This is a genomic window from Anabaena azotica FACHB-119, from assembly GCF_014697625.1.
In the GTDB taxonomy this organism is placed as follows: domain Bacteria; phylum Cyanobacteriota; class Cyanobacteriia; order Cyanobacteriales; family Nostocaceae; genus Trichormus; species Trichormus azoticus_A.
In genome coordinates, this window is record NZ_JACJSG010000018.1 from 63,234 (window position 1) to 78,639 (window position 15,406).

11 protein-coding genes are annotated in these 15,406 nt (G+C 41.1%); 5 read left to right on the plus strand and 6 right to left on the minus strand.

Features of this window, described 5'->3' with window-relative positions; all coding sequences use genetic code 11:
* The first annotated feature begins 499 nt into the window (after positions 1–499).
* Both H6G83_RS14865 and H6G83_RS14870 read left to right on the plus strand, forming a co-directional pair.
* Complete coding sequence (locus tag H6G83_RS14865) at positions 500–4,744, plus strand: hypothetical protein (protein WP_190473540.1); 4,245 nt, start codon at positions 500–502, stop codon at positions 4,742–4,744.
* 325 nt (positions 4,745–5,069) lie between these two features.
* Complete coding sequence (locus H6G83_RS14870) at positions 5,070–5,672, plus strand: MBL fold metallo-hydrolase (protein ID WP_190473543.1); 603 nt, start codon at positions 5,070–5,072, stop codon at positions 5,670–5,672.
* Here H6G83_RS14870 and H6G83_RS14875 read toward each other — a convergent pair.
* The 6 genes from H6G83_RS14875 to H6G83_RS14900 form a co-directional block, all read right to left on the minus strand.
* The gene (locus tag H6G83_RS14875) at positions 5,655–5,891 is read right to left on the minus strand and encodes a hypothetical protein (RefSeq protein WP_190473546.1); all 237 of its coding nucleotides are present in this window, start codon (positions 5,889–5,891) and stop codon (positions 5,655–5,657) included. The two genes, H6G83_RS14870 and H6G83_RS14875, sit on opposite strands and share 18 nt — an antisense overlap.
* Before the next feature lie 168 nt (positions 5,892–6,059).
* The gene (locus H6G83_RS14880) at positions 6,060–6,887 is read right to left on the minus strand and encodes an Rpn family recombination-promoting nuclease/putative transposase (RefSeq protein ID WP_190473549.1); all 828 of its coding nucleotides are present in this window, start codon (positions 6,885–6,887) and stop codon (positions 6,060–6,062) included.
* A gap of 391 nt (positions 6,888–7,278) precedes the next feature.
* Entirely contained in the window at positions 7,279–7,944 is a 666-nt protein-coding gene (locus tag H6G83_RS14885; RefSeq protein WP_190473675.1) for an ABC transporter ATP-binding protein, read from the minus strand.
* Positions 7,945–7,974: 30 nt separating this feature from the next.
* On the minus strand, positions 7,975–9,246 hold the full coding sequence (locus H6G83_RS14890; RefSeq protein WP_190473552.1) for an ABC transporter permease: 1,272 nt from the start codon (positions 9,244–9,246) through the stop codon (positions 7,975–7,977).
* Between the two features lie 168 nt (positions 9,247–9,414).
* Positions 9,415–10,959, minus strand: coding sequence for an efflux RND transporter periplasmic adaptor subunit (locus tag H6G83_RS14895; protein ID WP_190473553.1), 1,545 nt, complete (start codon positions 10,957–10,959; stop codon positions 9,415–9,417).
* A gap of 224 nt (positions 10,960–11,183) precedes the next feature.
* Positions 11,184–11,546 (minus strand): hypothetical protein, encoded by a 363-nt coding sequence (locus H6G83_RS14900; RefSeq protein ID WP_190473556.1) that lies wholly within the window; start codon positions 11,544–11,546, stop codon positions 11,184–11,186.
* 786 nt (positions 11,547–12,332) lie between these two features.
* Between H6G83_RS14900 and H6G83_RS14905 the strand changes: the two genes are divergently transcribed.
* The 3 genes from H6G83_RS14905 (at position 12,333) to H6G83_RS14915 (ending at position 15,285) form a co-directional block, all read left to right on the plus strand.
* A complete protein-coding gene (locus H6G83_RS14905) occupies positions 12,333–13,613 on the plus strand; it encodes a lipopolysaccharide biosynthesis protein (RefSeq protein ID WP_190473559.1) in 1,281 nt (426 codons plus the stop codon).
* A gap of 110 nt (positions 13,614–13,723) precedes the next feature.
* The gene (locus tag H6G83_RS14910; RefSeq protein ID WP_190473562.1) at positions 13,724–14,929 is read left to right on the plus strand and encodes a polysaccharide pyruvyl transferase family protein; all 1,206 of its coding nucleotides are present in this window, start codon (positions 13,724–13,726) and stop codon (positions 14,927–14,929) included.
* Positions 14,930–15,000: 71 nt separating this feature from the next.
* Complete coding sequence (locus H6G83_RS14915; protein ID WP_190473564.1) at positions 15,001–15,285, plus strand: hypothetical protein; 285 nt, start codon at positions 15,001–15,003, stop codon at positions 15,283–15,285.
* Positions 15,286–15,406: the final 121 nt, after the last annotated feature.

Genomic DNA, 15,406 nt, shown 5'->3' on the forward strand with positions numbered 1-15,406 from the left:
ATATTTAACTACTACAAATTTTTGCTACTGACTACTGCTAAAAATAGGAGTTTGCCGACAAGCAGAGTTTTCTATTGACTGAAAATTTAAGATTTTTAACATGATTGTTCTCTGTTGCTCAGTATTTTAGATGTAGCAGATTCATCTGAGAAACAAAGTAGTGTTATACACTAAGCAGTTTCCTTGGCGGTTTGGATTTTTTTATGTTTTCATAACTATGAACATCATCATGAGAAACTGACTGGAACAAGTGCTGAGGGTTGAGGGTTGAGTCAAAATACTAGTTCTTAGCCTAAGCACCCTTTTTCACTTGTGCTAGTTGCTCATGGCGAAACTTGAGACAAAGTTAGGAAATGCAAAAATTCTCAGTCATAGACAAAAAACCATACACCAAGGAATGACATACTAAACCAGATCCAAAAACTGTCAACTGACAAAGTGATTGTAAATTAATTTTCTAACCCAGTTAACCTAAAATTTCTAGCTAAGGTAATTTAAAGTGACTTCCCGCAATGATGAAATTCAAAAACTGATTGGAGATATTGACAATTTGCTTAACAGCAATGGCAAGCGCCTGTCTAGGCTTTTGTCTAGTCAGGCGCAAGAGCCAAAAGATGTTTTAGAAAGAGTTCGCAATTTTTTAGTCAGTCTCCAAGAAAGTGAGACTGTAGAGCATGAACCAAACCGTAATTCGCCTTTGCTCACCAAGTTTATTGGTCAAGGGAAGAATCAGCCTTCACCAGAAAACCATCAACCCCAAGAAGATAATAATTTTTTCTTCCAACAATTTAAAAATGAATTATCGGAATTAATACAGCCCTTGCAAGGGGAGATTACAGCACTGTTGCAAGAGCGAACAATTTTGACACAAGAAATTAGACAACTAGAACAGAAGCGATTACAAAATTACTCCTTAAGTCAGCAGTTAGCTCACCAAGAGCAGATTATTACAGACTTTTTACAAGTCCTGATGAGTCGCCTAGTGCCAGTAATCAATGCCCATATTACTGAGGGTGGTGTTAATCCTGATACTTACACCAATGGCATGAACGGCAACAGATTGGAGTTACCACCCGCAACGACTCCAATTTGGGAATCATCGTCACAGGGAGAAAGGCTAAACCAACTAACGAAAGAGTTAGACCAACGCTTATTATCGCTTGATGGTACTGTTAACGTTGTTTTTGAGGCATTACAACGCAATATTAATACTTATCACGAATCCCTGTCGCAAGCGATCGCCAAAATGCACAGTACGGGATTACAAAGTGAACAGTTGATGACTACGTTCCTCAACAATTGGACAGAGTATTTACAACAATTATCTAATTTTCAGCCGCCTGTTGCCAAAGAAAATACCCCAGCCACAACCGCACCATCATCACCAACCCCAGCTCATACTATTATCGAAGTTTCCCCACCAGCAGAGTCTAGCAGTACGACAGCAACTCCAGAATTAGCTCCTCCGTTGGAAAACCAACAAGCGAATACAGATGAGTTAGATGCAGTATTGCAGCAACTTGGTGTTGATGATGCTTTCTCTTTAGACAGTCCTCATAACTTCACTACTTTGCTCCCTAATAGTTGGGAATTGGCTAATGATGAAGTTGATTTAATTTACGCTAGTTTGTTTGGTAATGATAGTTTCACTGATGCCAATCTTGAGGTTAACCCAAATTTAATTACTTCTGATTTACTGGATCTGGATGTTGATGAGCCGCCTATAACCATAAATGATTCTCTAACAGAGGAAGATAGGGCGGCAATTATGCCGGAGGCTTGGTTTGATCAATCGGATGATTTGTTTGATTTTACAGATACTCTAGAACCAGAAACGCAAGTTCTACCACTGCAAGATACGGACTTACCAGCATCACCAGCAACACCGTTATTTTTTGAGCAATCAGATACAAATCTGTTTGACTTCAATGATACGCCAGAACCACAAACCCAGGTTTCACCACCATTATCTGTGGAAGTAACTCCAGAACCACAAACCCAGGTTGCGCCACCACCATCTGTGGAAGTAACTCCAGAACCACAAACCCAGGTTGTGCCACCACCATCTGTGGAAGTAACTCCAGAACCACAAACCCAGGTTTCACCACCACTATCTGTGGAAGTAACTCCAGAACCACAAACCCAGGTTGCGCCACCACCATCTGTGGAAGTAACTCCAGAACCACAAACCCAGGTTGCGCCACCACCATCTGTGGAAGTAACTCCAGAACCACAAACCCAGGTTTCACCACCACCATCTGTGGAAGTAACTCCAGAAACTCAACCGAGTGCTACTGTATCGCCAGTTGCAACTACCGAAATTGTGACTACGCAACCAAACGATACTGATATAGTAGTATCACTGGTAGAGATAGATTTCACAGAGGAGGAACATTCATCTAATGTTTCTTTGTTGTTGGCAGATACGGAACAAGTAACTGTAACTCTGATTACGCCAAAGTCAGAATCTCCTCCTCACAAGGAGCCTGAACAGTCGTCGGATAGTTATATACCCGCTTCACCACAGGAAAATTTACTTTCTTGTGAAGTGACTCAATTGGCAAACCCGCCAGATATCTCTCTCAATGAGGAGCAATGGCTACAATTACATCAGGATTTGGCTAAATTTGATGAGCAATCTTCTGAACCACAACCAATAAATAACTCAGATATTGTAAATAGTTTAGTTGAGCCTCAACCAGCGCCACCTGAACAAAAAATTACAGAAACAAGTGATGTTGTTACTTCACAGCCAGCCTCTAAACCCGCAGCCAACGAGGTTTTAACTTTTACTGCAAGCACAGATCAAGTAGAAGTACCTAATTCTGGTGAAACTATTGCGACTGTTACACCCAATAATTCTGTGAATAATACTGAGGCTGCATCAGGTAATTCTGATTCGCAGTGGTATTTAGGGATAGATTTGGGAACTACAGGAATTTCTGCTGCTTTGTTAAATCGCGCTACTGGTGTGGTGTATCCTATCTTTTGGTCAACAGAAGCACAACCTGGCGCAAATTCATTCCAGCAGTCTTTCCGACTACCAGCAGAAGTTTATTTACCGACTGCTTCTGTAACTCCGACTTCCCCAGATAAAGAGGTGTCTGAGTCGAAGAATCATCTTTATTCAGTGCAGTTGAAGCCGTATTTACAGGTAGCTATTCCCTACAAGAGTGAACAGCAAAAATGGGAACCTGTACTACAATTTAACGAATCCTCTGCTGGGCCTTTGGTTTGGGTGGTGCGATCGCTCTCTAAATTACTCTTGACTCTCAAAGCCGACCGCTACAGCACTACTCAAGGCTTAATCGCTACGGCTGTGGGTCTAAATCAACGCAGTTTTCATGGTATTGTTAGTAATATTGCGGGAATTATCTGTAACTGTCCTGCCAGTTGGTCAGAACAATATCGCTTTAATGTGCGGGAAGCTTTACTGACAAGTAAATTAGTCCAACATCCACAACAGGTATTATTTGTAGAAGAGGCGATCGCTAGTCTTCTCAGTTTTATCGATGGTGGCAATGGTGAAGCTGTGAAATTAAGCACACAGCAAGGTTTATCCCCAGCCAAAACTAGCGACCACTCTTTGGTAGGTAACACCCTCATCTTGAATATAGGGGCAACTGCCACAGAAATGGCACTGGTTGATATTCCCGATGATTTATCGCAACTGACCCATAATAATTTCATGCTTCACAGTTTTGCCTACGCTAGCAAGGGACTGGAGCAAGATATTATTTGTCAGTTACTTTTATCACCAAAATACCGCAAATCTCGCTGGGAAACCCCAGAAGACAGCCAGAAAATTACCAGCAACCCTTGGCAATGGCAGCCTTCTGTCCCCGGCTTAGACAGGATGCAGTGGCAAAGTTTGGGCTTGGAAGGGTTAGAATTGCCCCGCTTGGGTGAACCAGATATTCCCGCCCGGATACGCCTCCAGCAACATTTAGAAAGTTCTCTGCTGGGTCAAGCAGTTTTAGATGCAGCCTTAGCATTAAAGCTAATTTTACAGCATCAGGAATCTTTTACCCTAGAATTAGCAGACCAAAGATGGACTTTACAGCGTCGGGAATTAGAAAGTCAAGTATTTATCCCCTTTGCTCGTCGCCTGAACCGCGAACTCAACAAACTATTAGTCGCCCGTGGTATCCCCACCGAAGCAATTAATCAAGCCATTCTCACTGGTGGCGTAGCGAATTTGGGGGTTGTTAACCTGTGGCTGCGGCAAAAACTCCCCAATGCCAAAATTATCCAAGACTCATACTTGGGAGAAAACGGCGCACCTAACTGTAGTCGCGTAGCTTGTGGTTTAGCTTTACTTCCTCTACATTCCCAAGTATTGGAAGAATCAAGACATCAATACACCGACTACTTCCTGTTTACAGAATTGCTACGACTATTGCCAGATAGGGCATTATCTTTTAGCGAAGTGCTGCATTTATTTGAGGAACGCGGGATCAATACCAGTATTTGCCAGCAAAGACTGTTAGCCTTCCTAGAAGGAGAACTTCCCCCTGGCTTCATACCTGCATCGCCTGAGTCTAGCTGGTTGACTGCTAATTCTCTGGGTCATTTTGATTATCGCGCGATCGCAACTGCGCCTCTGTTTGAAAAACAAGGCAATCTCACCTACCGCCCCAATTCCCAACAATTGCAAATACTCCACCGTTATCTTCATGCCATCAAAGCCAGTACTCAGCAGTCATTAGAGGAACCTTATACGGTAAATTTTGTTTCTGTTTAGAGACAGTTGACAGTTGACAGTTGACAGTTGACAGTTGACAGTTGACAGTGAACAGTGAACATCACCAACTCTCAAGAAATACAGGTGACAGGTGAGTCCAGTCCTGTAAGCGGGTTTCCCGCCGTAGGGAACTGGCGTTCGCCCTTGGCGTGCCGAAGGCATACCCGGAGGGTGACAGGTGACAGGTGACAGAAAATAGGGAATAGTTGTGTTTCTTTCATATTTTGCGGGAGCGTTAACTGCGCCCGTGGGAGGCTGATAACTGATAACTGACAACTGATAACTGATAACTGATAACTGACAACTGATAACTGATAACTGACATATGAAATCTCTGCACCGTCCTGATCTTTATGGCTGGTCTACTTTCAACCCGGCAAGAAATATTGATTTTAATGGGTTTGCTTGGATTCGTCCTGATGGCAATATCTTGATTGACCCGGTAGCCTTATCTAACCATGATTGGAAACATTTAGAATCTCTCGGTGGTGTGGTTTGGATTATCCTGACAAACTCTGACCATGTGAGGTCAGCTAAGGAAATTGCTGACCAAACCTACACCAAAATAGCCGGGCCAGCAGCCGAAAAGGATTCTTTTCCTATATACTGCGATCGCTGGTTGTCTGATGGTGATGAAATTGTTCCAGGGTTAAAGGTGATCGAACTCCAAGGTTCTAAAACTCCTGGTGAGTTGGCGCTGTTGTTGGAAGAAACTACCTTAATTACCGGGGATTTAGTCCGGGCGTATCAAGCAGGTAGCTTGGGCATTTTACCTGATGAAAAGCTGCTAAATAAGCAGCAAGCTGTTGCTTCGATACAGAGGTTAGCCGATTTGGAGAAAGTTGAGGCGGTGTTGGTTGGGGATGGTTGGTCAGTGTTTCGTGATGGACGCGATCGCTTAAAGGAACTGTTAGCAACTTTGACGTAACGCGAAAGTCCCTACATAGGTGCGAAGCAAGGTAGGGATGAATAGCGGGCTATGACGATTGCATACCTGAGTGAAATCAACCGTGAGGTTGATAAGGGAACGGTATGTATGTTCGCGTAGCGGCACGTAGTGCGTAGCCTCACGTAGTGAAGCGTCTCGCAGAGAAGATGCTGATGTCACTAGCTCTACTTCACGTACTCGCTCATCTGCGGGAAGCATGAAGCAACTGGGGCAAATGAAGCGTCAAAAACTCAACTCTACTGGGGTGAATGTAGAACCTCACCCCACAACGTTCGCGTAGCGTCACGAAGTGAAGTAGGGGTGAGTAGTTCATAATAACTATTAACCACATCTCATTAGATTAGAGATGTGGTTAATGTGTAATTATTAATCTTGATTTGTGGATTGTTTGTTTAATTCTTGCTGCACTTCCTCTAATTGCAAATTTAATTCTTGTGCTATTTGCTCTCCAGTCAATCCTAATTTCAACAGCAAAGCTATTAACCTCAACTTTTCTTGACGCACACCTTCCTGTATGCCTTCCTGTCTACCTTCCTGTATGCCTTCCTGTTTAGCTTCTTGATACACCTTTGTCTGCTTCAAATCACTTAAACTAAACATACTTTCAATCTCCTCTCGATTCATTGATGGGAATTTGTAAACCAAGATAGTCTCGATCAAATCTAATAATTGTTGTTGTTTGGTTTCAGTATTAATTTCTTGTCTTGTTCTATCTATTAACTCTCTAGCAGTGCTAATTGCTGTATCTTCATTTTCTATGATTAATCTTATGGTAGCAATCCCAAGTGATAATGATGCTGTTTCACCCAGTTCATCCAAATAAATAAGCTGAACACGAGGACTATCTAATAATTCCGCGTGATGACTTCTATCTCCTATATCGACGTTGCGAGTAGGATAAATGACTACAGAACGCCAAGGATTCTGGGGTTTATATTGGCGTATGTATAAAAATAATTCTGAAAATAAGCGGTAATAAATTTCTGTGTCTGGTTGAAACTGTACTTCTACAAAGTAAATGGGATTTTGTACTTGTGTCGGGAGAAAAACCCCATCTATACGAAACGCAGTTTGTTTAATTTCCACAGAAGAAAATTGATAGGTTTCTGCGGTTTGGGGTGAATTGTCAATTAATTCAAAAAAGATACTAGGAAGTTCTTGAAAAAAACGATAAAATATGCTGTCTGTCTTCACCTTTGGTTGATGGTTGAGATTGCCCCGTATTTATTTTACAGGCGATCGCCATCTATAGAAATCCGATTTTATTTCTGAACAAATCTTAGCATCTGTAGGGTGGGCAGTGCATCGGCATATCATGGCTACGTATACTTCAAAAATCAATTATGATTCTTATATTACCGATTACATGACAAATATTCAAAATATGAAAATTAATGTTTTTTGAAAAGATTAAATGATAACGATGTAATTACCTGACTTTTCACGGGATCTGGAAAACCCCTCTCCAAACCTCTCCCCTACAAGGAGAGAGGCTTTAATTGCTCCCCCTTCCCTTGTAGGGAAGGGGGCTAGGGGGTTAGGTCTGTCGTTATCTTTTCCAAATGACGTGAAAAGTCAGATATAATTACGACTTGACTATTAAACCATCTTGAACACGAATCACTCTTTTAGTCTGAGCAGCAATATCTGGCTCATGGGTAACAATCACAATAGTAATTCCTTGCTGATTTAATTCTGTTAATAAACTCATAACCTCATAAGAAGTTTCCGTATCTAAAGCACCTGTAGGCTCATCTGCTAACACTAAAGCAGGTCGATTTACTAAAGCACGCGCAATAGCTACCCGTTGTTGTTGTCCCCCAGAAAGTTGACTGGGACGATTAAAAACACGTTCTTCTAGCCCCACTTTTTTCAATGCTTCTAATGCTCTTTGACGACGTTTATTTTTAGGTATGTTAGCATATACCATTGGTAGCATGACATTTTCTAACGCTGTTGCTCTTGCCAGCAAATTAAACTGTTGGAAAACAAAACCTATTCTTTGATTGCGGATATAGGCTAATTCATCATCATCATAAGTAGTTAAATTTCTACCTTCAAAAATATAATGTCCACCACTAGGACGATCCAAACATCCCATAATATTCATGAGTGTGGATTTACCAGAACCAGACGCACCCATAATAGAGACATATTCTCCTTCTTCAATTCCTAATTGGATGCCTTTGAGAATGGGAACGCTAACTTCTCCTAATTGGTAGGTTTTAGTAATAGATTCCATCCAAATCATTGTCGCACTCATAACTTAGCACTTTTATTCTTAATCACTACGTAAAGCATTAATGGGGTCTAGTTTAGCGGCGTTTCTGGCAGGAATTACACCTGCAATTAAACCAACTATTAAAGAAAGGGCAAAACCAACAATTACTGATAAAATAGAAATTACAAATGGGAATTTAAAAATAGTTGAGGCGGCAAAAGCAAGTAAAATACCAGTTGCCATACCTATACCACCGCCAACAATAGAAATAACGATCGCCTCAGCTAAAAATTGATTGAGAATGGCTGAATTGGTCGCTCCTACAGCTTTACGAATACCAATTTCCCTGGTGCGTTCCACTACAGAAACTAGCATAATGTTGGCAATACCGATACCACCAACAACTAGAGAAATACCTGCGATCGCCACTACCATAATCGTAAATAAACCCACTACATTTGTAAAAGTGCTGACAATATCCGCTTGGTTAGTTAGGCGGAAATCATCGGCTTGTGGTGGGTATATCTCATGACGCAGACGTAAAATATTCGTAACTTGAAACTGTGCCGCTTCTAACTGTTCTTGATTACTAGATTGAATTAAAATACCACTCACAGAAACACCAGTCAGTGCATTATTTCCTACCAACCGCTTTGACATAGTAGTGAGAGGGATAAATATTTGGTCATCTCTATCAAATGGCCCTTGAGAACCCTTTGGTTCTGTAATCCCAATCACATCATAAGCCTCTCCTTGAATGCGAATTTTCTCACCTATCGGTTTACCACCCTGTCCAAAAAGCGTTCTCACAACTGTCGGCCCCAGCACCGCGACTTGTGCAGAAGAATCTAATTCTTCCTGAGTAAAAAATCTTCCTTCCTGGGGGTAAGTATTCCTCGCATCTGGATAGTTTAAATCTGTACCGTAAATTGTGGTGGAAGTGTTTTCACCACCATATACAACTTGAGCATTTCGTTGCAGATAAGCAGAGACAATTTCCGCAGAGGGGGCTTGCTGGGCGATCGCTTTGGCATCCTCCCAAGTTAATGTGCTAGTAGAACCCACCCCCTGTCGCACATTCCCATTTCTCGCCGCACCCGCCAAAACTTGGATCACATTTGATCCCAACGCCTGGATCTGTTGTTCTACACTCTTTTGCACCCCCTGACCCACAGAGGTAATAGCAATTACCGAAGCAATACCAATAACCACACCTAACATAGTCAGCCCTGTGCGTAACTTATTACTCCACAGGGTTTCCGCCGCCATCGATAAAATTTCTAAAAATGGGACGGTACGAGAATTGTCTTTTTTCTTAAAACCCTTAAGCATAGTGTAGTGGGGAGCAGGGGGAGATGAGGGAGATGAGGGAGTGGGGGGAGATGAGGGAGTAACCCACCCCTAGCCCCTCCCTGGAGGGGAACGGGGAGATGAGGGAGATGAGGGAGTGGGGGAGAACAACTGTCAACTGATAACTGACAACTGATAACTGACAACTGACTAAGGCCCACCTTGAGGGCGACCGCCGCCACCGCCACCGCCGCCTGCACCTGGGAAAATTCCGCCTCTTGGTCTAGATTGAGGTCTCATTCCAGGTGGGAAACTGAGTAATACTCTCTCGTTACCTTTCAAGCCTGATTTAACTTCGGTAAAGTTGTTTACTGTCACTCCAGTTTCAATAGGAGTAAACACTGGTTGATTATTTCCCCTTGAGACAAAGACACCTGTGGCATTTTCTCGGCGCACAACTGCGGCTGTGGGTACGACTAAAGCATTTTCTAATTGACCGGCTTGAAAATCTGCTTCTACATTCATCCCCGATCGCAGTAATCTTTGAGGATCACTCAGCGATACTTTCACTTGAAAACTGGTCACGTTCTGCTCTACTGTGGCTTGAGCTGCAATCTGACTAACGTTACCTTTAAATGTGACCCCTGGATAAGCATCCGCCCTAATGGTCACTTCTTGACCTAAACTGATTTTGGCAATATTCGATTCAGATAAATTAGCTACAACTTCATTACGTGAAGCCAAAGCCAAGATTGAGGAAGATGTGGCTGAAGAAACTGCACTGCCTGAAGTTGTAGGAGTTACGAATGCACCAGGATCAGCGTATTTTTGCGTAACAACACCGTCAAAAGGCGCACGTAATATGGTATCATTAATTGATGCTTGGATATTTTGCAGCGTACCACGGGCAGAGGTGACTTGCGCCCGCGCTACTTCAATATCTTCTCGGCGGTTCCCCGCTTTTAGAAGTGCCAAGGCTTCTTGTCTTTGCCTGACTGTCGCTTTTGCTTGCTCGATGTCTTCTTGGCGTGAGCCTGCTTGTTGTAAAGCCAGTGCTTGCTGTGCCTCATTTACCTGAGCTTGAGCGCTGTCGCGTTCTGTACGTTTTTGATTGACTGTTTGGAGGGCGATCGCACCACTGCTATATAGTTGTTGATTCCGGCGTAAATCGTCTTCAGCCTGATTTAAAGTAGCTTGAGCGCTTTTTAAACGTGCTTGGGCTTGTGCAATATCTTGCGGGCGATTACCTGCTTCTAGCTTGCGTAAGTTCGCTAATGCTTCATCTAACTGAGCCTGGGCTTGGCCGATATCCTGGGGACGGTTCCCCGCTTGTGCCTTTTGGAAGTTCGCCTCAGCCTGTGCTAATTGTCCCTGTGCTGATACTAGTTGTCCCCGCCAATTGGAATCATCCATATAGGCTAAAACTTGCCCTTGCTTGACAACATCACCTTCCTTAACTAGCAGTTGCCTAAGTATACCGGAGTTCTTAGGACTAAGGTTAATTGACCGTTCAGGCTTGACAGTTCCATTAGCTGAAACCGTAATTGGGATAGTTTGCCTTTGTAGCGCCTGCGTCAAGACCCGGCTTCTCGCTTCTTGACGAGGAACGACTGCTACTTGGTAATAAATTGCATAGCCAATACCACCCAAAATCCCCAAGACAACCAGCCAAGACAGCCAATTAATTTTGGCTTTCTTCTGCGTTTGCGGAAGTAAAGCTGGTGAATCTACAGGGTGTCTTGTCTCAGTTGTCATTTGCACTCCCTTGTAGAAAAATTTACTACAGAACTAGTTACTAAATACTAGTTCTGTAGGTTGGTAGCCCTGTATTTATTATTATCTCTAGTTGCGTAAAGAAAACACAAAATCATTGATTTATGTATTTTCTCCAATTCATGACGATGCAGATTATCAATTACAACTAATATGTCAAACTGGTTTTGTGTGTTTATACTCAGCCTGCCAGTACTGAGTAACTGTTAAAGTCTGATGACAACACCATTAGGCAGCCTCACCCTACCATCTCTCTGTCTGACTAGCCTTCTGCTAGGTACAATTTCTTGACTGGGAAGAACGATATCGCCGTTAGGTAGCCGCCAATAACCGTTATTACGTAGCCTGACTAGCCTTTTAGGGGGAATAATTTGCCCATTAGGCAGCCTGTAACCACCATTACGGAGCCTGACTACTCGTTGATAACCTACCTCACTATAAACTGGTCTTTCTCCGTATCCACGCGAATTTTCGTATCTACTTTCAGCATTAGCTGGATTAGACAAAAGCATGGGTGCAAACATGACAGCAGCAGCTAAAAAGATAGTGGCACTATTCTTCTTCAACATAAAATTAATTCCTTGTTTGTGCAGATGTTGCTTTTTGTAGAAGGTTACGGTGTGGGAAAACCGTCAACCTATGTCAGCAATTATCCGCTTAACGAATCGATTTTCATAAGTGACAAAAGTCACTAATGTTTACTAAGTACCATATGACTATAGTCACGATAATTCCCATTTATAGGCATCTAATTTAATCTCTGAAAAAATTTTAATATCAGTAGGGTGAGCAATGCTGATCTTACTGATCATCGCAAAAATTACTGTAAACCTGATTCAGACATCACTAAAACTAACATGAAACATTTTCGCCTTTCTCACTAAAGTGAAAAATTGACCAAGCTATGACAAAAACAAGAGACGCTAACTTTGATATTGACTATTATTAGTTGTCAACTATCTATAGAGCGAGATGTCAACTTACACTCTTATTATCAGACTTATTAGAAGAAATATGCAGCTTTTTCAGAAGCTGCTGGTGTTGTGCTGGAGTTAATAATTTTCTCATTACCAGCATACTTTCAAAAAAAATATTCCTTAACTCCCTCATCTCCCATCCGTACAAATGTCTTTAAATACGCACAAAAAAGATGAAGCACTCTTAGTTATAAAAAATCCTTATATATTATCCAATGATTGCTCTAATAAAACTCTGGCTTTTACATAAATTTTATGGTACAAAGAAAAGCTAAAGGAACTTAGTCAAACAAAATGCAAAATTAACTAAATATATAATCCTTTCTAGCTATAGTTTCACAGCATTTTAAAAAATCAAAAGTTCTAAATAGAATACTAATGATCCTTAACAAGGTAAAGCTGTTACTTTCTGGTCAATTCATGCAAAACGTCGGCTGGCTTGGAACAGCCGAACTAGCAAATCGGGTATTTCGCCTGGGAACAACAATCACTCTAGCTAGAATGTTTAGCTCCCAAGATTATGGAGCAATGGCTGTAATTTACACAATTTTTGAATTTGCCAATGTTCTCACCATGAGAGGTGGAATTGGTGCAAAGATTATTCAGGCAGATGAACAGTATCTCCAAGGTATATGTAACACATCATATTGGCTGAACTGGATTTTATGCGGGTCTATTTTTCTGCTCCAATGTGCCGCAGCTTATCCAATTGCTAAATTTTATAACAATGAACAGCTAATTTTTCCCATCTGTACCCTTGCTTTGATGTACTTAATGTTCCCATTGTTTATGGTGAACGCAGCTCTGATTGAAAGAGAAAATCGGCTAAAAATCACTGCATTATGTAATGCTATGCAGTCATTCATTGCCAATAGCATTACAGTGGCTTTGGCGATTTTAGGCATGGGTGTTTGGGCTATAGTTTGGTCTATGGTTTTATCAACTCCAGTATGGATTATCATCACCTGGAGAAACAATTCTTGGCGACCTCCTAAATCTTTTTCCCTTGAAAGATTGCCTGAAGTTATTCACTTCGGCAAAAATATGCTTGGTATTGAATTGTTGAACAAGGTAAGAGGTAACTTAGATTATTTAATTATTGGTCGGCTGCTAGGGATGAATGCACTGGGAATCTACTATTTTGCATTCAATGCTGGCTCAGGCATAACTATGAACGTAGTGAATGCACTTATCTCAGCTTTATACCCTTATCTTTGTACTGTTCGTGGAGACTTTATCCAGCTAAAGACAAGATACTTTAGCAGCTTTAAAAAAATTATGTTGATTGTAGTACCAATTGTGAGTTTACAATCAGTTTTAGCGCCATTATATGTACCCATTATTTTTGGACAAAAATGGGTAATGGCAATACCGATATTAATCATAATTTGTTTATCAGTGTTACCCCGCGCCTGGGCATGGACGAATAGTATATTACTGAATGCTGTAGATAAAACTCAGATTAATTTGTATATCAGCATTGGATATACAGTATTTTTTGGAGTTTCTATATTACTAGCTGCACAGTGGGGAATATTTTGGGTAGCTGTAGCTGTTCTGATTTCTAATTTAATCTTCGTACCTATTTCGGCTCTGTGGACTTATGGCTATGTTTTTAACAAGAATAAATATAGCGATTCTTCTTTAACGAAAGCATAAAAATCAGAGTTAAAAGTAAGGAAGTGTGAATTTATCAGCAAACATATTGGTTAGTGTTATATTTATCCAATATTTATTGCTTATTAGCTTTGTCCAACCAACCTAAATAAATGGGGAAACATTTAATGAAAATTGTGATCGATAATGGCTCTTATAGAATGAGCAACATGGGTGATATATCCATGCTTCAGGTAGCAGTACAAAGGTTGAACCACTTTTTCCCTAGCGCGGAAATTCAAGTGTTTACAGATGCGCCTGATATTATATTCCAGTATTTTCCCAGCGTAACTCCTATAAGTAAAAAGTATTCCCATACTGATTATATCGGTCGAATCAAATCCAAAACCAGCAGCTTACTGTTCGGTAATAAATATCAATTTAATCAAGAAATTAGGCAGATTGTAGAGGAAGCAGACCTTGTAGTATCAGCCGGTGGAGGATATTTTGTAGACCCGTTTAAGGGCTTTGCAATATTGATTGCAGATGTATTAGGATTAGCAAATAAAACAGGGAAAGCTACTGCTATCTTAGGTCAAGGTTTTGGAGCAACACAAGATAAACAATTGCGTAGCAAACTAGAACAGTTACTTCCTGAAGTAGATTTAATAGCAGTTCGTGAAAAACTTACTAGCATTCCCTTACTAAAATCATTAGGAATTCCTGAGAACAAAATTGTTGTCACTGGCGATGACGCAGTTGAACTCGCCTATCAAAATCGTAATCATGAACAAGGAGATGCAATAGGTGTCAATGTTAGAGTATCTAATTACTCTGATATTGATGGTGGGGTGATTAATGTGATCAAAGAAGCTTTAGCAGAGGCTTCTAAAATGTTAACTGCGAAACTCATCTCTACACCTATTTTATATGCTCCTTTTACGACTGATGAAGAATCAGACATTGCTACAGCCAGAGCATTAAATCTGGATGAAGATGGAAAAGATATAACTACGCCAATAGCAGCTATTCAACAGGTGGGACGCTGCCGTTTAGTGATCACAGGAAGTTACCATGCAGGTGTATTTGCTTTATCACAAGGTATTCCTGTTGTAGCTCTAGCTAGCTCTAAATATTATCAAGAAAAGTTTTTGGGTTTAGCGGATCAGTTCGGTGTAGGTTGTAAAGTTATCCTTATAGGTGAATACCCACATAGCTTACATCAAGAAATACTGAATAGTATCAAAGATGCTTGGGAAAGCGCCGAGGAAGTTAAAGCTCCACTACTAGAATCAGCACAACAACAAATTAAAATTGGCTATCTTGCTTATGAAAAACTGACTAAATTTGTTGGAGAAAAATCAATCAAATTATTGTAAGACCAATTTTGGTTGATTACAAGATAGTTTGTGTTTTGTCAAAAAACAGTAAATGCCTGAAATAGTCCTATTTGAATTTTGAACAAATTTACGTACCTGTAGGGTGGGCAGTGCAGCGCCGTATCATTGTTTTGGCACTGCCCACCCTACGTATGTTTCAAAAATCAAGTAGGAATCCCATATCATTACTCCCGATTAACAATTCAAAATTCGTCTTGGAAAGTTTCCTACGGCGGGAAACCCGCCTACAGAACTTTCCGCAAAATTCGCGCATTAAAGACATTTTGCCTACGGCACGCTACGCGAACAGTTGGGGATTTAAACCCCAACTGAAAATGTGCTACGTACAGACGTAGGGGTCTTAAACCCTTTTATTTACGATAAATTCGGTTATGCGCTTATATCTTCCGGTTTCTCACCGGAAGCTTTAAGCCTCACGGTTCGTAACATTTACCTGCCGCCTTAGCCGGAGATCGT